This window comes from Bacillus sp. CIS52 (assembly GCF_053545315.1).
The window spans coordinates 171,115-192,563 of sequence record NZ_JBIUFR010000004.1 but is presented as its reverse complement, the minus strand read 5'-3'; the positions used below and the strand labels follow the sequence as shown (position 1 = coordinate 192,563).

14 protein-coding genes are annotated in these 21,449 nt (G+C 45.1%); 11 read left to right on the top strand and 3 right to left on the bottom strand.

What is annotated here, in order from left to right; genetic code table 11:
* The first annotated feature begins 6 nt into the window (after positions 1-6).
* From ligA to ACH32G_RS15420, 3 genes are all read left to right on the top strand, one after another.
* Positions 7-2,013: an NAD-dependent DNA ligase LigA gene (ligA, locus tag ACH32G_RS15430; RefSeq protein WP_095241974.1), complete on the top strand. Its 2,007-nt coding sequence runs from the start codon at positions 7-9 to the stop codon at positions 2,011-2,013.
* A 15-nt stretch (positions 2,014-2,028) separates the two neighbouring features.
* Positions 2,029-3,225 carry a CamS family sex pheromone protein gene (locus ACH32G_RS15425; protein WP_016937002.1) on the top strand — a complete coding sequence of 399 codons (1,197 nt, stop codon included), beginning with the start codon at positions 2,029-2,031 and terminating at the stop codon, positions 3,223-3,225.
* A 236-nt stretch (positions 3,226-3,461) separates the two neighbouring features.
* A complete protein-coding gene (locus tag ACH32G_RS15420) occupies positions 3,462-4,457 on the top strand; it encodes a phosphotransferase enzyme family protein (RefSeq protein ID WP_045926644.1) in 996 nt (331 codons plus the stop codon).
* Positions 4,458-4,494: 37 nt separating this feature from the next.
* Here the strand turns inward: ACH32G_RS15420 and ACH32G_RS15415 are convergent, their stop codons facing one another.
* Together ACH32G_RS15415 and putP are read right to left on the bottom strand one after the other, a co-directional pair.
* Complete coding sequence (locus ACH32G_RS15415) at positions 4,495-5,187, bottom strand: MgtC/SapB family protein (protein WP_016937000.1); 693 nt, start codon at positions 5,185-5,187, stop codon at positions 4,495-4,497.
* Positions 5,188-5,307: 120 nt separating this feature from the next.
* Positions 5,308-6,786, bottom strand: coding sequence for a sodium/proline symporter PutP (gene putP / locus ACH32G_RS15410; RefSeq protein ID WP_016936999.1), 1,479 nt, complete (start codon positions 6,784-6,786; stop codon positions 5,308-5,310).
* A gap of 422 nt (positions 6,787-7,208) precedes the next feature.
* Here putP and gatC point away from each other — a divergent pair, with 422 nt between their 5' ends.
* Genes gatC through gatB form a run of 3 tightly spaced genes read left to right on the top strand, consistent with a single transcriptional unit; the run spans position 7,209 to position 10,415 of the window.
* Positions 7,209-7,499 carry an Asp-tRNA(Asn)/Glu-tRNA(Gln) amidotransferase subunit GatC gene (gene gatC, locus ACH32G_RS15405; protein WP_003155732.1) on the top strand — a complete coding sequence of 97 codons (291 nt, stop codon included), beginning with the start codon at positions 7,209-7,211 and terminating at the stop codon, positions 7,497-7,499.
* A gap of 14 nt (positions 7,500-7,513) precedes the next feature.
* Entirely contained in the window at positions 7,514-8,971 is a 1,458-nt protein-coding gene (gatA, locus tag ACH32G_RS15400) for an Asp-tRNA(Asn)/Glu-tRNA(Gln) amidotransferase subunit GatA (RefSeq protein ID WP_016936998.1), read from the top strand.
* A 13-nt stretch (positions 8,972-8,984) separates the two neighbouring features.
* Entirely contained in the window at positions 8,985-10,415 is a 1,431-nt protein-coding gene (gatB, locus tag ACH32G_RS15395; protein WP_016936997.1) for an Asp-tRNA(Asn)/Glu-tRNA(Gln) amidotransferase subunit GatB, read from the top strand.
* Between the two features lie 62 nt (positions 10,416-10,477).
* Here gatB and ACH32G_RS15390 read toward each other — a convergent pair whose 3' ends face one another.
* Positions 10,478-11,326 (bottom strand): TetR/AcrR family transcriptional regulator, encoded by an 849-nt coding sequence (locus ACH32G_RS15390; protein ID WP_016936996.1) that lies wholly within the window; start codon positions 11,324-11,326, stop codon positions 10,478-10,480.
* Between the two features lie 129 nt (positions 11,327-11,455).
* Between ACH32G_RS15390 and ACH32G_RS15385 the strand changes: the two genes are divergently transcribed.
* The 5 genes from ACH32G_RS15385 (at position 11,456) to ACH32G_RS15365 (ending at position 21,444) form a co-directional block, all read left to right on the top strand.
* Positions 11,456-14,599: an efflux RND transporter permease subunit gene (locus ACH32G_RS15385; protein ID WP_448814538.1), complete on the top strand. Its 3,144-nt coding sequence runs from the start codon at positions 11,456-11,458 to the stop codon at positions 14,597-14,599.
* Positions 14,600-14,748: 149 nt separating this feature from the next.
* A complete protein-coding gene (locus ACH32G_RS15380) occupies positions 14,749-15,660 on the top strand; it encodes a diacylglycerol kinase (RefSeq protein WP_045926649.1) in 912 nt (303 codons plus the stop codon).
* A 159-nt stretch (positions 15,661-15,819) separates the two neighbouring features.
* Complete coding sequence (rlmD, locus tag ACH32G_RS15375) at positions 15,820-17,199, top strand: 23S rRNA (uracil(1939)-C(5))-methyltransferase RlmD (protein ID WP_448814537.1); 1,380 nt, start codon at positions 15,820-15,822, stop codon at positions 17,197-17,199.
* A gap of 901 nt (positions 17,200-18,100) precedes the next feature.
* Complete coding sequence (locus ACH32G_RS15370) at positions 18,101-20,113, top strand: type I restriction-modification system subunit M (RefSeq protein ID WP_414831465.1); 2,013 nt, start codon at positions 18,101-18,103, stop codon at positions 20,111-20,113.
* Positions 20,110-21,444: a restriction endonuclease subunit S gene (locus ACH32G_RS15365; protein WP_049628041.1), complete on the top strand. Its 1,335-nt coding sequence runs from the start codon at positions 20,110-20,112 to the stop codon at positions 21,442-21,444. The genes ACH32G_RS15370 and ACH32G_RS15365 overlap by 4 nt, the downstream gene beginning before the upstream one ends.
* The last annotated feature ends 5 nt before the right edge of the window (positions 21,445-21,449 follow it).

Genomic DNA, 21,449 nt, shown 5'->3' with positions numbered 1-21,449 from the left:
AACATGATGGACAAAGAAACAGCGAAACACCGGGCAGAAGAATTGCGCCGCACCATCGATCAGTACAGTTATGAATACTACACCCTAGATGAACCGAGCGTGCCGGATTCCGAGTACGACAGACTGATGCAGGAGCTGATTGCCATAGAGGAAGAGCACCCGGAGCTCAGAACGCCTGATTCGCCCACACAGCGGGTCGGGGGAGCGGTGCTTGAATCTTTTCAAAAGGTGCAGCACGGCACGCCGATGCTCAGTCTCGGCAACGCATTTAACGATGACGATCTTCGCGATTTTGACCGCCGCGTCCGTCAGGCTGTCGGCGACGGCGTCGCTTACAATGTGGAGCTGAAAATAGACGGTCTTGCTGTTTCTCTCCGTTATGAAGACGGCTATTTCGTCAGAGGCGCGACAAGAGGAGACGGAACGACGGGCGAAGATATTACGGAAAACTTAAAAACGATCCGAAACATTCCGCTGAAAATGAAACGGAACCTCTCCATAGAAGTGCGCGGAGAGGCGTACATGCCGAAACAGTCATTCGAAGCACTCAACGAAGAACGGCTGAAACATGAAGAAGAGCCGTTTGCCAATCCCCGGAATGCGGCTGCGGGCTCACTCCGGCAGCTCGATCCGAAAATTGCAGCGAAACGAAATCTTGACATTTTCGTCTACAGTATAGCGGAGCTTGACGAAATGGGTGTGGAAACACAGAGTCAAGGCCTGGATTTTCTGGATGAGCTCGGTTTTAAAACAAACCAGGAACGGAAAAAATGCGCCACGATAGATGAAGTGATTGAAATGATCGAAGAGCTGCAGGCGAAGCGGGCCGATCTCCCGTATGAAATTGACGGAATCGTCATCAAGGTGGATTCGCTCGATCAGCAGGAAGAGCTCGGGTATACGGCAAAAAGCCCGCGCTGGGCGATTGCTTATAAATTCCCGGCAGAAGAAGTCGTGACAAAACTGCTCGATATCGAACTGAATGTCGGAAGAACGGGCGTCATTACGCCGACTGCCGTCCTGGAACCGGTAAAAGTAGCGGGGACGACGGTCTCAAGAGCATCCCTTCATAATGAAGATTTAATTAAAGAGAAGGATATCCGCATTCTCGATAAAGTGGTCGTCAAAAAAGCGGGCGATATCATCCCTGAGGTCGTCAATGTCTTAGTTGAACAGCGGACCGGAGAAGAAAAAGAATTCAATATGCCGACCAGCTGCCCTGAGTGCGGAAGCGAGCTTGTCCGCATTGAAGGGGAAGTCGCGCTGCGCTGCATCAATCCGGAATGTCCGGCGCAGATCAGAGAAGGCCTGATTCACTTTGTCTCACGCAACGCGATGAATATTGACGGACTCGGAGAACGTGTCATCACACAGCTTTTCCGTGAACATCTCGTCCGTAATGTCGCTGATTTGTATAAGCTGACAAAAGAACAGGTCATCCGGCTTGAGCGGATGGGGGAAAAATCAACTGACAATCTGATCAGCTCCATCCAAAAGTCGAAAGAGAATTCGCTGGAACGGCTGCTGTTCGGTCTCGGCATCCGTTTTATCGGCTCAAAAGCGGCCAAAACACTGGCCATGCATTTTGAAAGCCTGGAAAATCTGAAACAAGCCACAGAGGAAGAGCTGCTTGCAGTAGACGAAATCGGTGAAAAGATGGCTGATGCCGTCATCACCTACTTCCGAAAAGAAGAAATGCTTGAGCTTTTGAATGAACTGGAAGAGCTCGGTGTGAACACACTCTATAAAGGCCCGAAAAAAGTAAAAGCGGAGGACAGCGACTCTTATTTTGCCGGAAAAACCATCGTGTTAACCGGAAAGCTTGAAGAGCTGTCCAGAAATGAAGCCAAAGCGCAGATCGAAGCGCTCGGCGGAAAGCTGACGGGATCTGTCAGCAAAAAAACAGACTTGGTGATCGCCGGAGAAGCAGCCGGAAGCAAGCTGGAAAAAGCGCAGGAATTAAACATTGAAGTATGGAATGAAGCACAGCTATTGGGAGAGCTAAAGAAATAAGAGGAGTGTTTTCTATTGAAAAAGATGTTGGCATTGGCGGCGACGGCGACCGCGGCAGTATTGATGCTGTCAGCCTGTTCGCCGAGTTTCGGAGGAAAAAAAGAGGAAGAGATCACGCAGAAAACTGCAAAGTCTTCTGAAAAAGCGATCATACCGAAATATAATATCTCTGATTCCTACTATAAGATGGTGCTTCCGTTTAAGGCCGGAAAAGCGCGCGGCCTGACCGCGGACCGGCTGAATACGAGGCTGGACATCGATGAATTCGAGACGGGGCTGATGCGGCTCGCCCAAGACACGTTCCCGACGGATGATTATTTGTATCAGGAAGGCCAGTATTTAGATGAGGATACGGTACTCAGCTGGCTTGACCGCAAAAAAGAAGGCAGTGATCTGAAAAAGGCGAAAAAGGCAGACGCCAATTTCCAGAATCTCGGCTTAAACCCGGTGCTGCCAAGTTCGGGATCAGCAAAAGAGAAAAACGAAAACAGCCCGATTTACTTAGCGTCTATGCTTGAACAAGATTACTTAGTAAGAAAAGATAAAAACTCCATCCAGCTTGGCGGTGTCATGATCGGTCTCGCTCTCAACTCTGTTTACTATTACCGCGAAAAAACCGGTGATCCGCAGCAGGAAGTAGAGCTCAGCGACAAAACGATCCGCAGCCACGGGGAAGAAATCGCCCAGGAAGTCGTTAACCGTCTCCGGAAAATGGATAACCTGAAAAATGTGCCGATTACCGTCGCCCTTTATAAACAAGCACCGAAAACATCAATCGTACCGGGAAATTACATTGCAAAAACAGAAGTCAAAGCCGGCTCATCCACCATTTCAAACTGGGATGATGTCAAAGAAAAATACGTGTTCTATCCGGCGGATACAGATACGGCAAAGAAATACCCTGACGATTCCGAAGTGTTTAAACGCTTCAAAAACGCGATCGACAGCTACTTCCCGAACTACACCGGAGTAGTCGGAACGGCGATGTACGAAAATGATGAAATGAGAAAAATGAAAATAGAAATCCCGATGCAATTTTACGGAAAAAGCGAAGTCATCGCCTTTACCCAATACTTAACGGGTGAGCTTATGGATTATTATTCAAAAGGCTCAGTCGATGTTGAAATCAATATCACCTCGTCAGACGGCCAGGAAGCGCTGATCGTCCGAAATGCGGGTGACAAAGAACCGACCGTCCATATTTACGATTAATTAAGATGCCCTTGTTCATTTCTTTATGAGCAAGGGTTTTTCTTGTATATATCGTTGGTGAGAGCAGTGACGTATGTTAAGATATTTGTATAAATAAGGATTAACAGGAAAAACTTTTTTGTTTATAGGCGGATGTTACTAATCTGTTAGGAACAAAAAGAAGGGCGGGATGTTGATGAATGACTAATGCTGAGTACACATATCACTGCCAAAAGATATGAAGAGGGTGAATCAGCATGCATAAAGATATTAAAGCGGTTTTTGAGGAAGATAAGGTGCTCGCTAAAGCCGGTGAAATATACGGCTTTACCAAGTTTCAATTTATCGCAGACGCAGAGAACTACGTATATGAAATTGTGAAAGATAACGAACCTTATATTTTAAAAATTACGCATACGATCCGCAGAACACCGGAATATATTCTGGGAGAAATGGAATGGCTTCATCATCTCACAAAGGGAGGGCTTTCAGCAGCAAAACCGATTCCTTCATTAAATGGCAGAGATGTCGAAGAAGTGCCGGATGGAAAAGGCGGAGCGTTTTTATTAAGAGTCTACGAAAAAGCGCCGGGCCATAAAGTAGATGAATCAGACTGGAACGGAACTCTGTTTTATGAGCTTGGCAAGTATACGGGGAACATGCATCGGCTGACGAAAAGCTACCGTCCGAGCGACCCGAAATATAAAAGGCAGGAATGGGACGAAGAGGAGCAGCTGAAGCTGAGAAAATACGTGCCCGCAGATCAGCATCTTGTATTCGAGCGGGCGGATGCTTTAATGGAGGAACTGCGGAAATTGCCGAAGAACCCGGAAAGCTACGGTTTGGTGCACGCCGATTTGCATCATGGCAATTTCAACTGGGACAACGGAAAAATTACTGCCTTTGATTTTGATGATATCGGCTACAATTGGTTTGTGAATGATATCAGTATTTTACTGTACAACATGTTGTGGTATCCGGTCATCCCGTATGAAGACAAGGCCGCGTTTACTGGTGAATTCATGACACACTTTATGAAAGGCTACAGGGAAGAAAATGACCTTGATCCCGCCTGGCTTGAAAAAATCCCGGATTTCCTCCGGCTGCGCCATATGCTGATCTACGGATTATTGCATCAGGCGTTTGACCTAGACTCACTCGGAGATGAAGAGCTTGAGATGCTGAAAGGCTTCAGACGCGATATTGAAAACGAAACACCGATTACTGAATATCATTTTTCTGCATTCGTATAAATAGAAAAACGCCGGCTGACATCAGTCCGGCGTTTTTTTATAACGTATCGCATTTCACTCCGACGACACCCTGAATTTCTTTAATATCATAATACACGTCCGTGGTGTAGCGGTTTTTATGAACGCTGATTTTTACTTCCATAATCGGAAATTCCTTTTCATGCAGATCATCTATCCGGACGGAGTGAATGCGGAGCTGTTTGCTTTTCATTTCCTTTAAAATCTCGGTCATTTTGTCTTTGTCGGAAAGAGACATCCTCACGCGGATATCTTTCTCCTTCAAGCGGTTGGGGCCGACTTTTCTGATCAGCCACGGAAGAAACTCGACGCTGATCAGGATAAACAAGAGGCTTGCGAACGCCTCCTTATAAAAGCCGGCGCCTGTAGCCAGACCCAGTCCGGCTGCACCCCAGATGATAGCCGATGTCGTCAGGCCGGAAATGACGTCATTGCTTTTACGCAGAATCACGCCCGCACCGATAAAGCCGACGCCGGAAATGATTTGGGCGGGGAGACGGAGCGGATCCATCATGATACGGTAATATTTCGGAAAATGATAGGCCGCATTAATGCTGACGATCGTCAGCATACAGGAGCTGACGGCGATGACGATACAGGTTTTCAGTCCGAGCGGTTTATTTTTCAGCTCGCGCTCAAGACCGATGATCATCCCGATCAGCGTGGCAATGCCCAGTTTTAATAAAATGTCCGGATCGATAGGCCAGCTCAATTTGCACAGCACCTCCGCAGTTTTTCTTATAGTAAATTGATATGATTTTCTCACAGTATTTATAGCAGGACAAGTGCGGAAGAAAAAAGCCGTCAGGGATAAAATCTGACGGCTTTTTGTCTATTTCTTCTTTTTCAAAAGAGTTTCCATCCGGCTGAAAAGCTGATAAGAAGCATCGGCCGGTTTTTTGGTCAGCAGGCTGACGGCAATACCGGCAATCAGACTGAGGAAGAACCCCGGAATGATTTCGTATATGCCTGTTGAAGCGGCAAGCCCCGTCGTAATCCAGATTAGAACGGCCGCAGCTCCGGTAATCATCGCCGCAAGCGCTCCCCATTCATTCATCCGTTTCCAGTACAGACTGAGAAGGAGCGCCGGACCGATGGCCGAACCGAAGCCTGCCCACGCATATCCGACCAGATCAAGAATGGTGCTGTTCGGATTCATGGAAAGCAGGATGGCAATTACGGCCACGATTAATACTGACAGGCGTCCGGTCATGACCAATTCTTTATCGCTCGCTTCCCGTCTGAAAAAGGCGCGGTATAAATCTTCCGTAATGGCGCTTGCCGTTACGAGAAGCTGTGAGGAGATGGAACTCATAATCGCCGCTAAAATTGCAGACAGCAGGAAGCCCGTAATCAGCGGATGGAACAAGATTTTAGAAAAAATAATGAAAATCGTTTCCGGATCTTTTACGGAGACCCCGAAGTGATGAGAATACGCAACCCCGATAATCCCGGTAAGCAGTGAACCGACAACTGAAATAACCATCCAGCTCATCCCGATTCTGCGGGCGGGTTTTAAATCTTTCACTTCTTTAATCGCCATAAATCGTACGATGATATGAGGCTGGCCGTAATAGCCGAGTCCCCATGCCAAGTAAGAAATAATGCTAATGACGCTCGCGCCTTTAAAGATATCCAATAGTTTCGGGTTAACGGCGTTGATCGAATCAATCGTCGTTGAAACGCTCCCGAGCTGGGTAAAAGCAACGATCGGCACAAGCACTAATGCCGCAAACATGATCGCTCCCTGTACGAAGTCAGTCAGACTGACAGCAAGGAAACCGCCAAACAGCGTGTAAAGCACAACAACACCGGCCGTTAAAAACAAACCGAATTTGTAGTCGGCGCCGAATGCCGATTCAAATAACCTGCCTCCGGATACCATTCCGGACGATGTGTACAGTGTGAAAAAGATCATAATAATCACGGCGGAAACAATTTTCAGCAATGATGACGAATGGCGGAACCGTTTATCGAAGAAATCGGGAATCGTAATCGCATCATCCGCAACTTCCGTATAGGCGCGCAGCCTCGGAGCAAGCAGCAGATAATTTGAATATGCGCCGATCGTCAAACCGAGCGCCAGCCATAAGGTCGATAATCCCGTTGCGAACATTGCGCCGGGAACCCCCATCAGCATCCATGCGCTCATGTCCGCCGCACCTGCGGACAGCGCCGTTACGAACGGGCCGAGTCCTCTTCCGCCCAGCATGTAATCATTAATATTCGTTGTCTTTCTGAATGCGTACCAGCCGATTAACAGCATGGCAGCAAAGTAAATGCCAAGAGATATAATTAATTCAATACTCACGTTTCTGGACCCTCTCTTCTTTTAAGTAAATGTTGCATCACCTCTGCAGATTAGTAGTGCCGGACTTTTGCGCCGGCGGCAAGCCTTTTAGTCATCATGACATGCCGAGTGCATGATTTTGTGCAGGCTATGGTTACTAAACCTAACAAAGTATCCCCGATCAATCAACTCTCGAAACCTGGCCCATTCAAGGAAAAAATCCCCGGCAACATAGAACAGCTTAAAGATGAAAACGCTACCAATAAATTATAAAAGTAAAAATTTTCTGACATATAATTCGTTTCTCTTTCTCTCCGATTTAGGATAAAATAGAGAGGGTTTCATCATGCCTCAGGAGGCGGCGTTTTGTTGCTTTAGAGGGCTCGTTTTTGATATGATCTGTATTATATGACGAAACGGAGAATTATGCGGAGGTGGATCTTATGTCACGAATTTCTATAGAAGAAGTAAAACATGTCGCTCATTTGGCGAGACTTGCCATTACGGATGAAGAAGCTGAAATGTTCACAGAACAGCTTGACAGCATCATCTCGTTTGCCGAGGAGCTTAATGAAGTGGACACGGATAACGTGGAACCGACAACACACGTACTGAAAATGAAAAACGTAATGAGAGAAGATGAAGCGGGTAAAGGCCTTCCGGTCGAGGATGTCATGAAGAATGCTCCCGATCATAAAGACGGCTATGTCCGTGTGCCATCTATTCTGGATTAAAGGAGGGAGACAGTATGTCATTATTTGATCACAAAATCACAGAACTGAAACAAATGATACATAATAAAGACATCAAGATTTCCGATCTTGTTGACGAATCTTACAAACGGATCGCATCCGTGGATGATAAGGTGCAGGCATTTTTACAGCTTGATGAAGAAAGAGCCCGCGCTTACGCGAAAGAGCTTGACGAAGCGGTTGACGGCCGGTCTGAACACGGTCTTCTTTTCGGAATGCCGATCGGCGTCAAAGACAACATCGTGACAAAAGGGCTTCGCACAACATGCTCAAGCAAAATCCTCGAAAACTTCGATCCGATTTACGATGCGACGGTAGTGGAGCGCCTTCAGGCCGCTGAAGCCGTCACGATCGGAAAGCTGAATATGGACGAGTTCGCGATGGGTTCTTCTACTGAAAACTCTGCGTACAAAGCGACGAAAAACCCTTGGAATCTTGATACGGTTCCCGGCGGATCAAGCGGCGGTTCCGCAGCTGCGGTTGCAGCCGGCGAAGTGCCGTTTTCACTCGGATCTGATACGGGCGGCTCCATCCGTCAGCCGGCTTCTTTCTGCGGCGTCGTCGGATTAAAGCCTACATACGGACGCGTGTCGCGTTACGGTTTGGTCGCTTTTGCGTCTTCATTAGACCAGATCGGACCGATCACAAGAAACGTAGAAGATAACGCATTCCTGCTTCAGGCGATTTCAGGCGCGGACAAAATGGACTCTACGAGCGCCAATGTCGAAGTGCCGGACTTTCTTTCTTCATTAACGGGCGACATTAAAGGCTTAAAAATCGCCGTGCCGAAAGAATACCTCGGGGAAGGCGTCGGCAAAGAAGCGAAAGAATCGGTTTTAGCCGCTTTAAAAGTGCTTGAAGACCTTGGAGCGACATGGGAAGAAGTATCTCTGCCGCACAGCAAATACGCGCTTGCGACGTATTATCTGCTGTCATCTTCCGAAGCGTCTGCGAACCTTGCGCGCTTTGACGGCATCCGCTACGGATACCGCTCAGACAATGCGGACAACCTGATCGACCTTTATAAACAGACACGCTCAGAAGGCTTCGGCAACGAAGTGAAGCGCCGCATCATGCTCGGCACCTTCGCGCTCAGCTCAGGCTACTATGACGCGTATTACAAAAAAGCGCAAAAAGTGCGCACGCTCATTAAAAAAGATTTTGAAGACGTCTTTGAGAAATACGATGTCATCGTCGGACCGACAACGCCGACACCAGCTTTCAAAATCGGCGAAAAAACCAGCGATCCGCTCACAATGTACGCCAACGATATTTTAACGATTCCTGTCAACCTCGCGGGTGTGCCGGGAATCAGCGTGCCGTGCGGATTTGCGGACGGACTGCCGCTCGGACTGCAAATCATCGGAAAGCACTTCGATGAAGGCACTGTATACCGTGTCGCTCATGCTTTTGAGCAGGCAACAGATCATCATAAAGCGAAACCTGAACTGTAAGGGGTGAAATGAAGTGAACTTTGAAACGGTAATCGGACTTGAAGTCCATGTGGAATTAAAAACAAAATCTAAAATTTTCTCAAGCTCACCGACGCCATTCGGAGCGGAAGCGAATACCCAAACGAGCGTCATTGACCTTGGGTATCCCGGCGTGCTGCCCGTTTTAAACAAAGAAGCGGTCGAATTCGCGATGAAAGCCGCAATGGCTTTGAACTGCGAAATCGCAACGGATACGAAGTTTGACCGGAAAAACTATTTCTACCCGGACAACCCGAAGGCATATCAAATTTCTCAATTTGACAAGCCGATCGGCGAAAACGGCTGGATCGAAATCGAAGTCGGCGGAAAAACGAAAAAAATCGGTATTACCCGTCTTCACCTTGAAGAAGATGCGGGAAAACTGACGCATACGGGCGACGGCTATTCCCTCGTTGACTTCAACCGCCAGGGCACGCCGCTTGTCGAGATTGTATCTGAGCCGGATATCCGCACACCGGAGGAAGCTTACGCATATCTCGAAAAGCTGAAATCAATTATCCAATACACAGGCGTGTCTGACTGTAAAATGGAAGAAGGTTCACTGCGCTGTGACGCCAACATTTCCCTCCGTCCGATCGGCCAGGAGAAATTCGGCACAAAAACGGAGCTGAAAAACCTGAACTCCTTCGCATTCGTGCAAAAAGGCCTTGAGCATGAAGAAAAACGCCAGGAGCAGGTGCTTCTGTCAGGCGGCGTCATTCAGCAGGAGACGCGCCGCTACGATGAAGCGACGAAAAAAACCATTTTGATGCGTATCAAAGAAGGTTCGGATGACTATCGTTATTTCCCAGAGCCTGACCTTGTCGAGCTCTACATTGATGACGAATGGAAAGAACGCGTAAGAGCAACCATTCCTGAACTTCCGGATGAGCGCCGCAAACGTTATATCGAAGAGCTCGGCCTGCCGGCTTATGACGCAATGGTTCTGACGCTGACGAAAGAAATGGCTGATTTCTTCGAAGAAACGGTCAATAAAGGCGCAGAAGCCAAGCAGGCATCCAACTGGCTGATGGGTGAAGTGTCAGCTTACCTGAACGCCGAACAAAAAGAGCTTGAGGATGTCGCACTGACTCCTGAAGGCCTTGCCGGCATGATTAAGCTGATTGAAAAAGGGACTATTTCTTCTAAAATCGCGAAGAAAGTCTTCAAAGAATTAATTGAAAAAGGCGGAGACGCTGAAAAAATCGTCAAGGAAAAAGGCCTCGTGCAGATTTCTGACGAAAGCGTGCTTCTGAAGCTGGTGACAGATGCGCTTGACAGCAACCCGCAGTCAATTGAAGACTTCAAAAACGGAAAAGACCGCGCGATCGGCTTCCTTGTCGGGCAGATTATGAAAGCCTCAAAAGGACAGGCCAACCCGCCGATGGTCAACAAAATTTTACTTGAAGAAATCAAAAAACGATAAAAAAAGCAGCCGCCTGTAAGGGCGCTGCTGACACGGAGACCGGTATGCGCCGGTCTCTTTTTTTATAAGCTGAAATAGGTTTCAATGGAAGCACGCAGCGTTTCAATCTGTTTATTTCCGCTGCCTGCCAAATTGGACAGCATTCCTTTAATAATCGGTTTGCGCGGCTCTTCCTTTGCGCTTTCCTCTTCAATGACTTCCAGCGAAACGAGAACGTCCTCAGGCAGCCCCTGCTGAGCTTTTGCCATTTGAATATCCGCGAGCAGTCTCTTTCTGTCCGCCGCGGGCTGAGTGAAAATATCCTCAGGCAAAAGCGGATCGGGATTGTCTTTTATCAGTCCGGTAATCAGATCATCGATCCTGGCGATCAGAAAGGGGGCCACGTTTTCCGTCCGGAATGCGGTATTTTCATTGAAAATCAAGAAATGGATATAAGAACTCACAATCCCTTGGGCCATAACGGATGCGTCCGCTAAAAACGGTATGACGGCATCTCCGTAAACGGACAGCAAAGCATCCCGGTACAGCATGTTAAATTGAATATTCGCCTCATGAAAGTATTGTTTTACCTTTTGATTTTCTGGGATGACCTTTTCGCTCAGCAAGAGAATGATAAAGTCCTTATGCTCCATAAATTCCTGGAATTGATATGCGATTTGTTTTTGGAATACGTCCTTAGGCGGTTTATGCAGATGTTCTGTTTTGATCTTCTTTATTTCTTCCATAGACATGCCGATGTAATACTCACATGCGGACAGCAAAAGGTCTTCTTTTGATTTGAAATGGAGATAGAAGGCGCCTTTTGAAATTCCGCACTCGCCGGCGATTTCCTGAATCGTTGTTGAAGAAAATCCTTTTTTAGCAAATAAATGGATGCCTGTTTTTATGATTTTCTCTTTTTTTTCGTTCATGACGTGCTTCCCCTTAATCCTTGAAAAATTTAGAAAAATTTACTGCCTTATTGGTTGACGATGTTGAGTTATACCGTTTAGTATTATATAGAATGACCAGTCAGTCAATAAAAAATAACGGAGGACATGATGAACCACATTATTAACTTTGTACTGAAGAACAAATTCGCAGTTTGGCTGATGACGATTATCGTTACTGTAGCAGGGCTGTATGCCGGTCTGAATATGAAACAGGAATCCATACCGGACGTCAACATGCCTTATCTCTCAGTAAATACGACTTATCCCGGAGCTGCTCCGAGTCAAGTTGCGGATGACGTAACGAAACCAATTGAGCAGGCGGTGCAGAATTTAGAAGGAGTGAGCGTCGTATCGTCCACATCCTCTGAAAACGTCTCATCGGTTACGATTGAATATGATTACAGCAAGGATATGGACAAGGCGAAAACTGAAGTCGCTGAAGCGCTGGACAGTGTCAGCCTTCCTGACGACGCGAAAAAACCTGACATTTCCCGTTACAGTCTCAACTCTTTCCCGATTTTGACGCTCAGTGTGACAAGCGGCAAAAGCTCGCTTGAAGATCTGACCAAAAATGTGGAAAACACTCTCGTTCCTAAGCTCAAAGGCATCCAGGGCGTTGCGTCCGTGCAAGTTTCCGGACAGCAGGAAGAGCAGGTGGAATTCTCTTTCAAAGACAAAAAAATGAAAGAGTACGGACTTGATGAAGATACCGTCAAGAAAGTGATCCAAGGCTCTGACGTCAATACGCCGCTTGGATTGTACACGTTCGGCAACAAAGAAAAATCAGTTGTCGTTAACGGAAATATTACGTCAATTAAAGATCTGAAAGATATGAGAATCCCGGTCACATCTTCTTCTGCCGCTCAAGGTCAAGCGGGCGGAGCTGGTGCGGCATCTGCGGCGGACGCTCAGGCTACGCAGCAGGCACAGCAAAGCGCATCAGCAGGGGTGCCGACAGTCAAGCTTTCTGACATTGCCGACATTAAAGATGTGAAAAAAGCAGAATCCATTTCCCGCACGAACGGAAAGGACAGCATCGGAATTAATATCGTAAAGGCCAATGACGCCAACACGGTGGAAGTGGCCGATGCGATTAAAGATGAACTGAATCAATACAAAAAAGACCACAAAGGGTTCAAGTACAGCTCGACTCTTGATATGGCAAAGCCGATTACAGAGTCAGTGGAGACGATGTTAAGCAAAGCGATTTTCGGCGCGATTTTTGCGGTCGTGATTATTCTCTTATTCTTAAGAGATATTAAATCAACGATGATTTCTATCGTTTCCATCCCGCTGTCACTGCTGATTGCGCTTCTGGTGCTGAATCAGCTCGATGTCACATTGAACATTATGACACTCGGCGCGATGACGGTCGCTATCGGACGGGTAGTCGATGATTCCATTGTCGTTATCGAAAACATTTACCGCCGCATGAGGCTGAAAGATGAGCCTTTACGCGGGAAGCAATTGGTGCGTGAAGCGACAAAAGAAATGTTTAAACCGATCATGTCATCAACGATCGTAACCATTGCCGTATTCCTGCCGCTTGCCATGGTCGGCGGACAGATCGGCGAACTGTTTATGCCGTTTGCCTTAACAATCGTTTTCGCGCTTGCCGCATCATTGTTGATTTCCATCACACTGGTGCCGATGCTTGCGCACAGTTTGTTCAAAAAATCGCTCACAGGCGCGCCTGTTAAAGCGAAAGAGCATAAGCCGGGCAGATTGGCCAATTTCTATAAAAAAGTGCTGAATTGGTCATTAAGCCATAAATGGATTACATCTATTATCGCGGTTCTGATGCTTGCCGGCAGTTTGTTCCTCGTACCTCTGATCGGCGCGAGCTACCTGCCTGCGCAAGCGGACAAAACAATGCAGCTCACATACACGCCTGAACCGGGTGAAACGAAAAGCGAAGCTGAAAAAGCTGCGCAAAAAGCGGAAGACATGCTGCTTAAACGCAAACATGTCGATACCGTCCAGTATTCATTAGGCTCGCAAAGCCCGCTCGGCGGAAGCTCAAACGGGGCATTGTTCTACGTGAAATACGAGGATGACACGCCTGATTTTGACAAAGAAAAAGACAATGTCTTAAAAGAAGTCAAAAAAACATCCAGCCGCGGCGAATGGAAATCACAAAATTTCAGCTCGTCAGGCAACAACAACGAATTAACGTACTATGTGTACGGAGATTCAGAGTCTGATATTAAAGGCACGGTCAAAGACATCGAAGGCATCATGAAAAAGCAGAAGGATCTGAAAGACGTCAACTCAGGCCTTTCCAGCACATATGATGAGTACACGTTCACCGCTGACCAGGAGAAGCTCAGCAAGCTGGGCCTGACGGCTTCGCAAATCTCCCAAGCCTTGATGCCGCAAACGTCACAGTCTCCTTTGACAACGGTGAAAAAAGACGGCAAAGAGCTTGACGTAAACATCAAAACAGAAAAAGACCAGTATAAGAGTGTAAAAGAATTAGAGGATAAAACCATCACATCGCCTGCAGGCCAAGAAGTAAAAATCGGCGATGTGGCGAAAGTGAAAAACGGCACGACATCTGATACCATTTCCAGACGCGACGGCAAAGTGTACGCTGATGTAACGGCAACCGTCACTTCTGACAACATTACGAAGGTGTCATCAGCCGTTCAAAAGAAAGTAGACAAACTGGATAAGCCGGACAATGTATCCATTGATACCGGCGGTGTATCAGCCGATATTGCTGATTCCTTTACGAAACTCGGTTTAGCGATGCTTGCCGCAATCGCCATCGTATACCTCGTGCTTGTGATTACGTTCGGCGGAGCATTAGCGCCGTTTGCGATTCTGTTCTCGCTTCCGTTTACAATCATCGGCGCATTAGCCGGACTGTATGTATCCGGAGAGACGATCAGTCTGAACGCCATGATCGGTATGCTGATGCTGATCGGAATCGTCGTTACAAACGCGATTGTCTTAATTGACCGCGTCATTCATAAAGAAGCGGAAGGCTTATCGACGAGAGAAGCGCTCCTTGAAGCCGGCTCTACGAGATTGCGTCCGATTCTGATGACGGCGATCGCGACAATCGGCGCCCTGCTTCCATTGGCATTGGGCTTCGAAGGCGGAAGCCAGGTCATTTCTAAAGGACTCGGTGTCACCGTTATCGGCGGTTTAATCAGTTCGACTCTGCTTACCCTTCTGATTGTGCCGATCGTATATGAAGTATTGGCGAAATTCCGTAAGAAAAAACCAGGAACAGAAGAAGAGTAAGACAGCGGGCCTTGGCTCCTTAAAAGGAGCCGGGGCCTTTTTTCTGGCAATTCCTGTACATATTGTTGCGATTTTCTCAAGTCATAGTATAATTAAAGGTTGTTAGTGTTAATAATGGATCGGATACTCTTAAGTAGGATGATGAGATAATGAAACGTGCACGCATAATATACAATCCGACTTCAGGACGGGAGCTTTTTAAGAAAAATCTTGCCCAGGTCCTGCAAAAATTTGAACAAGCCGGTTATGAAACCTCCACCCATGCCACCACATGCGCGGGGGATGCCACTCACGCCGCAACAGAAGCCGCTTTGCGGGAGTTTGACCTGATTATCGCAGCCGGCGGAGACGGAACGATTAATGAAGTCGTCAATGGCCTTGCGCCGTTAGACAAACGCCCGACACTCGGCATCATTCCGGTCGGCACGACAAATGACTTCGCCAGAGCGCTGGGCATTCCGAGAGAGAGTATACTGAATGCCGCTGATACCGTCATTAACGGCGCAGCCCGCCCGATCGACATCGGTCAGGTGAACGGTCAGTACTTCATCAACATCGCCGGCGGAGGCCGTCTGACGGAGCTGACGTATGATGTGCCGAGCAAACTGAAAACGATGCTCGGCCAGCTTGCTTATTATTTAAAGGGAATGGAAATGCTGCCTTCACTTCGACCGACAGAAGTCGAGATTGAATATGACGGCAAGCTGTTTCAAGGCGAAATTATGCTGTTTTTAGTGACGCTGACCAACTCGGTCGGCGGATTCGAGAAGCTGGCCCCTGATTCCAGCCTGAATGACGGCATGTTTGATTTAATTATTTTGAAAAAAGCCAATCTCGCGGAGTTTATCAGAGTCGCGAGCATGGCGCTCAGAGGCGATCATATTAACGATCAGCACATTATTTACACAAAAGCGAACCGTGTAAAAGTCAATGTATCAGAAAAGATGCAGCTGAACCTGGACGGCGAATACGGCGGCATGCTGCCGGGAGAATTCGTGAATCTGTACCGGCATATTCACGTCATCATGCCGAAGGAGAAAGCGGAACAGCTGGATGATTAATACGCGGACAAAATCCTAAAACAGTATTCGTTTTAGGATTTTGTCATCTTTTCAGCGTGATCGGAAACCTTTGAAGGCCTGAATTTGAAGGTTTGCCAGCACGCTGAAACTAGGCTTTTGGCCGAGTTTTCTTTCGCTTAAAACTAGAGGTGATTATAGATGAAAATGAAACCCCCGATAGAAAAAAATGAATACTATGACGTGACATTTGAGGATTTGACGCACGAAGGAGCGGGCGTCGCAAAGGTTGAGGGCTTCCCGATCTTCGTGCCGAACGCCCTGCCTGAGGAAAAAGCGCAAATCAAAGTGACACGCGTCAAAAAAGGCTTCGCTTTCGGCCGCTTAATCGGGCTGAAGGAAGAAAGCCCGCACAGAACGGATGCCCCGTGCCCGATCTACAAGCAATGCGGCGGCTGCCAGCTCCAGCACATGACCTATGAAGGCCAGCTCTTGTTTAAACAGAAACAAGTCAAAGACGTCTTAGAACGGATCGGCAAGCTGGATCTCTCTAAAGTCACCGTGCACCCGACGCTCGGCATGGAAGACCCGTGGAACTACAGAAACAAAGCACAGGTGCCTGTCGGTGAAAGAGAAGGCGGACTCGTCGCCGGATTTTATCAGCAAAGAAGCCATGACATCATCGACATGAGCGCCTGCCTGATTCAGCAATCCAAAAACGACGAAGCCGTCCAAGCCGTCAAAGACATCTGCGCAGCATACGGCGTCAAAGCCTACAACGAAGAACGCCACAAAGGCTGGCTCCGCCATATCATGGTCAGATACGGCGTCGTCACGGGCGAAATGATGATCGTCTTCATCACAAGAACAAACGACTTCCCGCACAAAGCGAAGATCATCGAAGACATTACGGCGCAATTCCCGCACGTTAAATCAATCGTGCAAAACATCAACCCAAATAAAACAAACGTGATCTTTGGGGACGAAACCAACGTCATCTGGGGCGAAGAATACATCTACGACCTCATCGGAGACGTCAAATTCGCCATCTCCGCCAGATCGTTCTATCAGGTTAATCCAGAGCAAACGAAAGTGCTCTACGACAAAGCGCTTGAGTACGCGGAGCTGCAAGGGGAAGAAACCGTCATCGACGCCTACTGCGGCATCGGAACGATTTCTCTCTTCTTGGCGAAGCAGGCGAAAAAAGTGTACGGCGTCGAAATCGTGCCGGAAGCCATCGAGGATGCAAAACGCAACGCTGAGCTGAACGGCATCACAAACGCAGAATTCGCAGTCGGTGAAGCAGAAACCGTCATTCCGAAGTGGTACGAAGAAGGCATCACGGCAGATACGCTAGTCGTCGACCCGCCAAGAAAAGGCTGCGACGAAGCGCTGTTGCGCACAATCATCGACATGAAACCGAAGCAGGTGGTGTACGTGTCCTGCAATCCAGGAACGCTTGCAAGAGACCTGCGGGTGCTTGAGGATGGCGGATATCAGACGCTCGAAGTGCAGCCTGTGGATATGTTTCCCCATACGAATCATGTGGAGTGTGTGGCTGTGCTGGAATTAATTAAATAAGGAAGCAGGTGGGTTCGAGAATCGAATAAAAAAATTCTCGAACTTCATCTGCTTTTATTTCAAGAATTAACTCAAGAAAGCGATGAAGTATTTCTTGAGTTAATTCTTGAAATTCCATAAAAGCATCTAACTGTTGTTTAATTTCATTGATATTGGTTTCAAGAGAAGACTTCAATTGCTCGGTTTTAGAATTGATAATGTACGTGTGGTTATTGATATCGATGACACTCCATCATAATCTGCTTTGGATATTTTTTCGTCAATAAACAAATTGAGTGACTTCTTTTTCTGTTGAGTAGATTGTTTTCAAGGATATGCAAAATTTCCTGATTGTCCAAATTGATGCTAGATGTTTTAAGTCATTTAGAATGACTTGTAGTGATCACAACTGATTTCTAATATTAATATTTAAGAGTAGAAATAGGCACTATTTCGCTCAGGATTGATGATGTGTGTAGTAACACAATTTGAATACATAAATTTTTCTCTATTATTCTTTAATAATCTAAATAGTTAGTATAATAAGCGGATTTTTTCAAGAAGTCAGAATGTTTGTATCGTTTGACCTCTCATCAGATAAAGGGGTTTTGTGCCCCACCCCTTTACTTTATAGGGAGATTCCATAAAATTTGGATGCTTACTAAGAAAAAGAAACATATAGTAGCAAATGAGAGGGAGATTTCTATATGGTATTACTTTTTTTTGTGCAAACTCCTATAATAGTAGGTAATGATATCTATTTTGATGAATCAGTGAATAGTAGGTCGTCAATAGGTGATATGAGAGAAAAAATGCTCAGTTATTACAATGAGATAAGCATCCTAAAAACTTCTCAAATTATCTCAATCTAGCTATACATGAAAAGTAGATTCGAAAAAAATTATTAAATGAGGTATATAACATGATTAACTTCCAAGATAAAGTAAGCTTCATTTGGTCAATTGCTGAGATTTTACGTGGACCATATAAGCCGGAAGACTACGGTGAAATTATATTGCCATTAGCTGTATTACGTCGTTTTGACTGCGTATTAGAAAGTACAAAAGAAGAAGTGTTAGCGAAAGCAGAGCAGTATCCAAATATGACATATGAAGCACGTGAGCAGATTTTAAATCGTGTTTCTAAGCAAAACTTCCACAACATAAGTAAATATGACTTTAACAAGCTATTAACAGACGCTGATAATATCGCTGATAACTTACGTGACTATATAAATGGTTTCTCAAAAGTGGCTCGTGATATCATGGAGCACTTCGACTTCGATCGCCAAATCGATAAACTTGATCAAAATGACTTATTATACTTAACGATTAAACGCTTTAGTAAAATTGATTTACATCCAGAAACAGTTTCAAACATTGAGATGGGTTATGTATTTGAGGAACTAATTCGTCGGTTCAATGAGTATGCAGAAGCAGGGGACCATTACACGCCGCGTGAAGTTATTCGTTTAATGACACATTTATTATTCTTACATGATGATGCAAGCATATTAACGAAGCCAGGTTTAACACAAACATTGTATGACTGTGCAGCTGGTACAGGTGGTATGGGTTCAGTTGCGCAAGAATATTTACTTAATCAAAATCCAACAGCCCATTTAGAATTTTTTGGTCAGGAAATTAACCCTGAATCCTATGCCATTTGTAAGGCAGACTTACTTATTAAAGGTGAAGATGCACGTAATATCCGTTTAGGGAATACGTTATCAAACGATCAATTCCCACACGATACATTCGATTACTTAATTTCAAATCCACCGTACGGAGTGGACTGGAAATCATATGAAAAGGCGATTAAAAACGAACATGAGAAACAAGGTTTTGATGGCCGTTTCGGACCTGGTACGCCTCGTACAAGTGACGGGCAGCTATTATTCCTCATGCACTTAATATCAAAAATGAAGCCAGTCACAGCAGAAAATCCACAAGGCTCTCGTTTAGCCATTATTATGAATGGTTCGCCGTTATTTACAGGTGATGCAGGTTCTGGTGAAAGCGAAATTCGTAAGTATGTGCTTGAAAACGATTTAGTAGAAGGTATTGTGGCATTGCCGAACGATCTTTTCTACAACACAGGCATTGCAACGTACATTTGGATTTTAACGAACAATAAAGCACCTCTTTATAAAGGGAAAGTACGGTTAGTCAATGCTGTAGACTTTTCGAAAAAAATGAAAAAGTCGATGGGGAGCAAGCGTAACGAAATTACGGAAGAGCAAATTAATGAGATTGTTCGTTTATACGGTGATGCACAGTCAAATGAGTACGTGAAGGTTTTTGAGAATGAAGCCTTTGGCTATGCGAAAATTACAGTAGAACGTCCGTTACGTTTAAACTTCCAAGTAAATGAAGAGCGCTTGGCACGTGTAGTAGAGCAAAAAGGCTTTATGAACTTAGCAACATCTAAGAAAAAAGGTGATGCAGGTCACTTTGAAATTGAAGAGGGTAAGAAGCTGCAAACGCAAATTTTATATGTTCTACGCACGTTAGAAAGCGATACAGAATATAAAAATCGTGACGAGTTCACGAAAATAGTAAAAGACGCATTGAAGCAAGCGGGCATTACTATCGGAGCACCTGTATTAAAAGCAATTTTAGCTGGTCTATCTGAAAAAGATGAAACAGCCGATGTATGTATGAAAAATAAAACAGACATCGAACCGGATACGGATTTACGTGATACTGAAAATGTACCTTTAAAAGAGAACATTCATGACTACTTTGCACGTGAAGTGTTACCACATGTACCAGATGCATGGATTGATGAATCAAAAACAAAAATCGGCTATGAAATTCCATTTACCCGTCAGTTCTACAAATACACGGCATTACGCAGCTCAGCAGAAATTATGGACGAGATTCGTACATTAGAAGCGGAGATTGCTGAGCAGTTGAAGAGGGTGATGGAATGAAACCTTTATTTGAATTAGAGAAAACGCCAATTAATATTGATTGGAAGGTATTAAAAATAAAGCGAGTATTAGATACGCCTATTACTGATGGACCCCATGAAACACCAGAACTCTTGGATGAAGGTATCCCTTTCTTATCAGCAGAGTCTGTAAAAAATGGAAAGTTAGATTTTAATTTTAAGCGAGGATATATTTCTCAAGAAGACCATGAAAAATATATAAAGAAGTGTAAGCCACAACGAGATGATATTTTTATGATTAAGTCGGGTGCTACTACTGGTAACGTAGCTATGGTTGAAACTGAGGAAGAGTTTAGTATTTGGTCTCCACTTGCATTAATTAGAGCGGATAAAAAGAAAATACTCCCGAAATATTTATATTATTTCATTGGTTCAGTTGCATTTAGAGAACAAGTAGAAATTAGTTGGAGCTTTGGTACACAGCAAAATATAGGAATGAAGGTAATTGAGAATTTATTTATTTCAGTACCACCTATACATTTTCAAGAAAAGCTAGTTCAGTATATGGAAAGCAAAGTAGTGCAGATTGATAAACTAATTGAGATGAAGGAAAAAAAAATTAGTTTACTTGAACAACAACGCCAATCAATCATCACAGAAGCTGTTACAAAAGGTTTGAATCCGAATGTGAAAATGAAAGATTCAGGGGTTGAATGGGTTGGTGAGATTCCTGAGCATTGGGAAGTTACAAAAATTAAGTACACTACTTATGTAAAAGGACGAATAGGGTGGCAAGGTTTAAAGTCGGATGAATTTATTGATGAAGGTCCTTTTTTAGTAACAGGGACAGACTTTACACAGGGATTTGTAAATTGGGATACATGTTATCATATTAGTGAAGAACGATATAATGAAGCGCCTCCTATTCAATTACAGGAAAATGATTTATTGATAACCAAAGACGGTACTATTGGTAAATTGGCTATTGTGAAAGAAATGCCATATAAAGCAATCTTGAACAGCGGTGTGTTCGTTACAAGACCTTTCCATAATAAATATTTATCTAAATATATGTATTGGCTATTAAGTTCAACTATTTTTGATAAATATATTAAATTTATGGAAACTGGTTCAACAATTAAACATTTATACCAAGAAACATTTGTTAATTTTTCTTACCCAATACCATCAATAGTTGAACAAACCGAAATATTAAATTACTTAGATATTAAAATTGGTGAAATAGATAGTATTAAATCAAATCTAGTGAAGCAAATTGAAAAATTAAAAGAATACCGCCAATCCCTTATCTACGAAGCAGTAACAGGGAAAATCGACGTACGTGATATGGAACTTGATGAAGTGAGGTGAATGGT

Coding starts and splice junctions, on each gene's coding strand:
- ACH32G_RS15370 (WP_414831465.1), top strand. CDS start 18,101: ATGATTAACTTCCAAGATAAAGTAAGCTTCATTTGGTCAATTGCTGAG.
- ligA (WP_095241974.1), top strand. CDS start 7: ATGGACAAAGAAACAGCGAAACACCGGGCAGAAGAATTGCGCCGCACC.
- rlmD (WP_448814537.1), top strand. CDS start 15,820: ATGAAAATGAAACCCCCGATAGAAAAAAATGAATACTATGACGTGACA.
- gatC (WP_003155732.1), top strand. CDS start 7,209: ATGTCACGAATTTCTATAGAAGAAGTAAAACATGTCGCTCATTTGGCG.
- ACH32G_RS15365 (WP_049628041.1), top strand. CDS start 20,110: ATGAAACCTTTATTTGAATTAGAGAAAACGCCAATTAATATTGATTGG.
- ACH32G_RS15380 (WP_045926649.1), top strand. CDS start 14,749: ATGAAACGTGCACGCATAATATACAATCCGACTTCAGGACGGGAGCTT.
- ACH32G_RS15390 (WP_016936996.1), bottom strand. CDS start 11,326: ATGAACGAAAAAAAAGAGAAAATCATAAAAACAGGCATCCATTTATTT.
- ACH32G_RS15385 (WP_448814538.1), top strand. CDS start 11,456: ATGAACCACATTATTAACTTTGTACTGAAGAACAAATTCGCAGTTTGG.
- gatA (WP_016936998.1), top strand. CDS start 7,514: ATGTCATTATTTGATCACAAAATCACAGAACTGAAACAAATGATACAT.
- ACH32G_RS15420 (WP_045926644.1), top strand. CDS start 3,462: ATGCATAAAGATATTAAAGCGGTTTTTGAGGAAGATAAGGTGCTCGCT.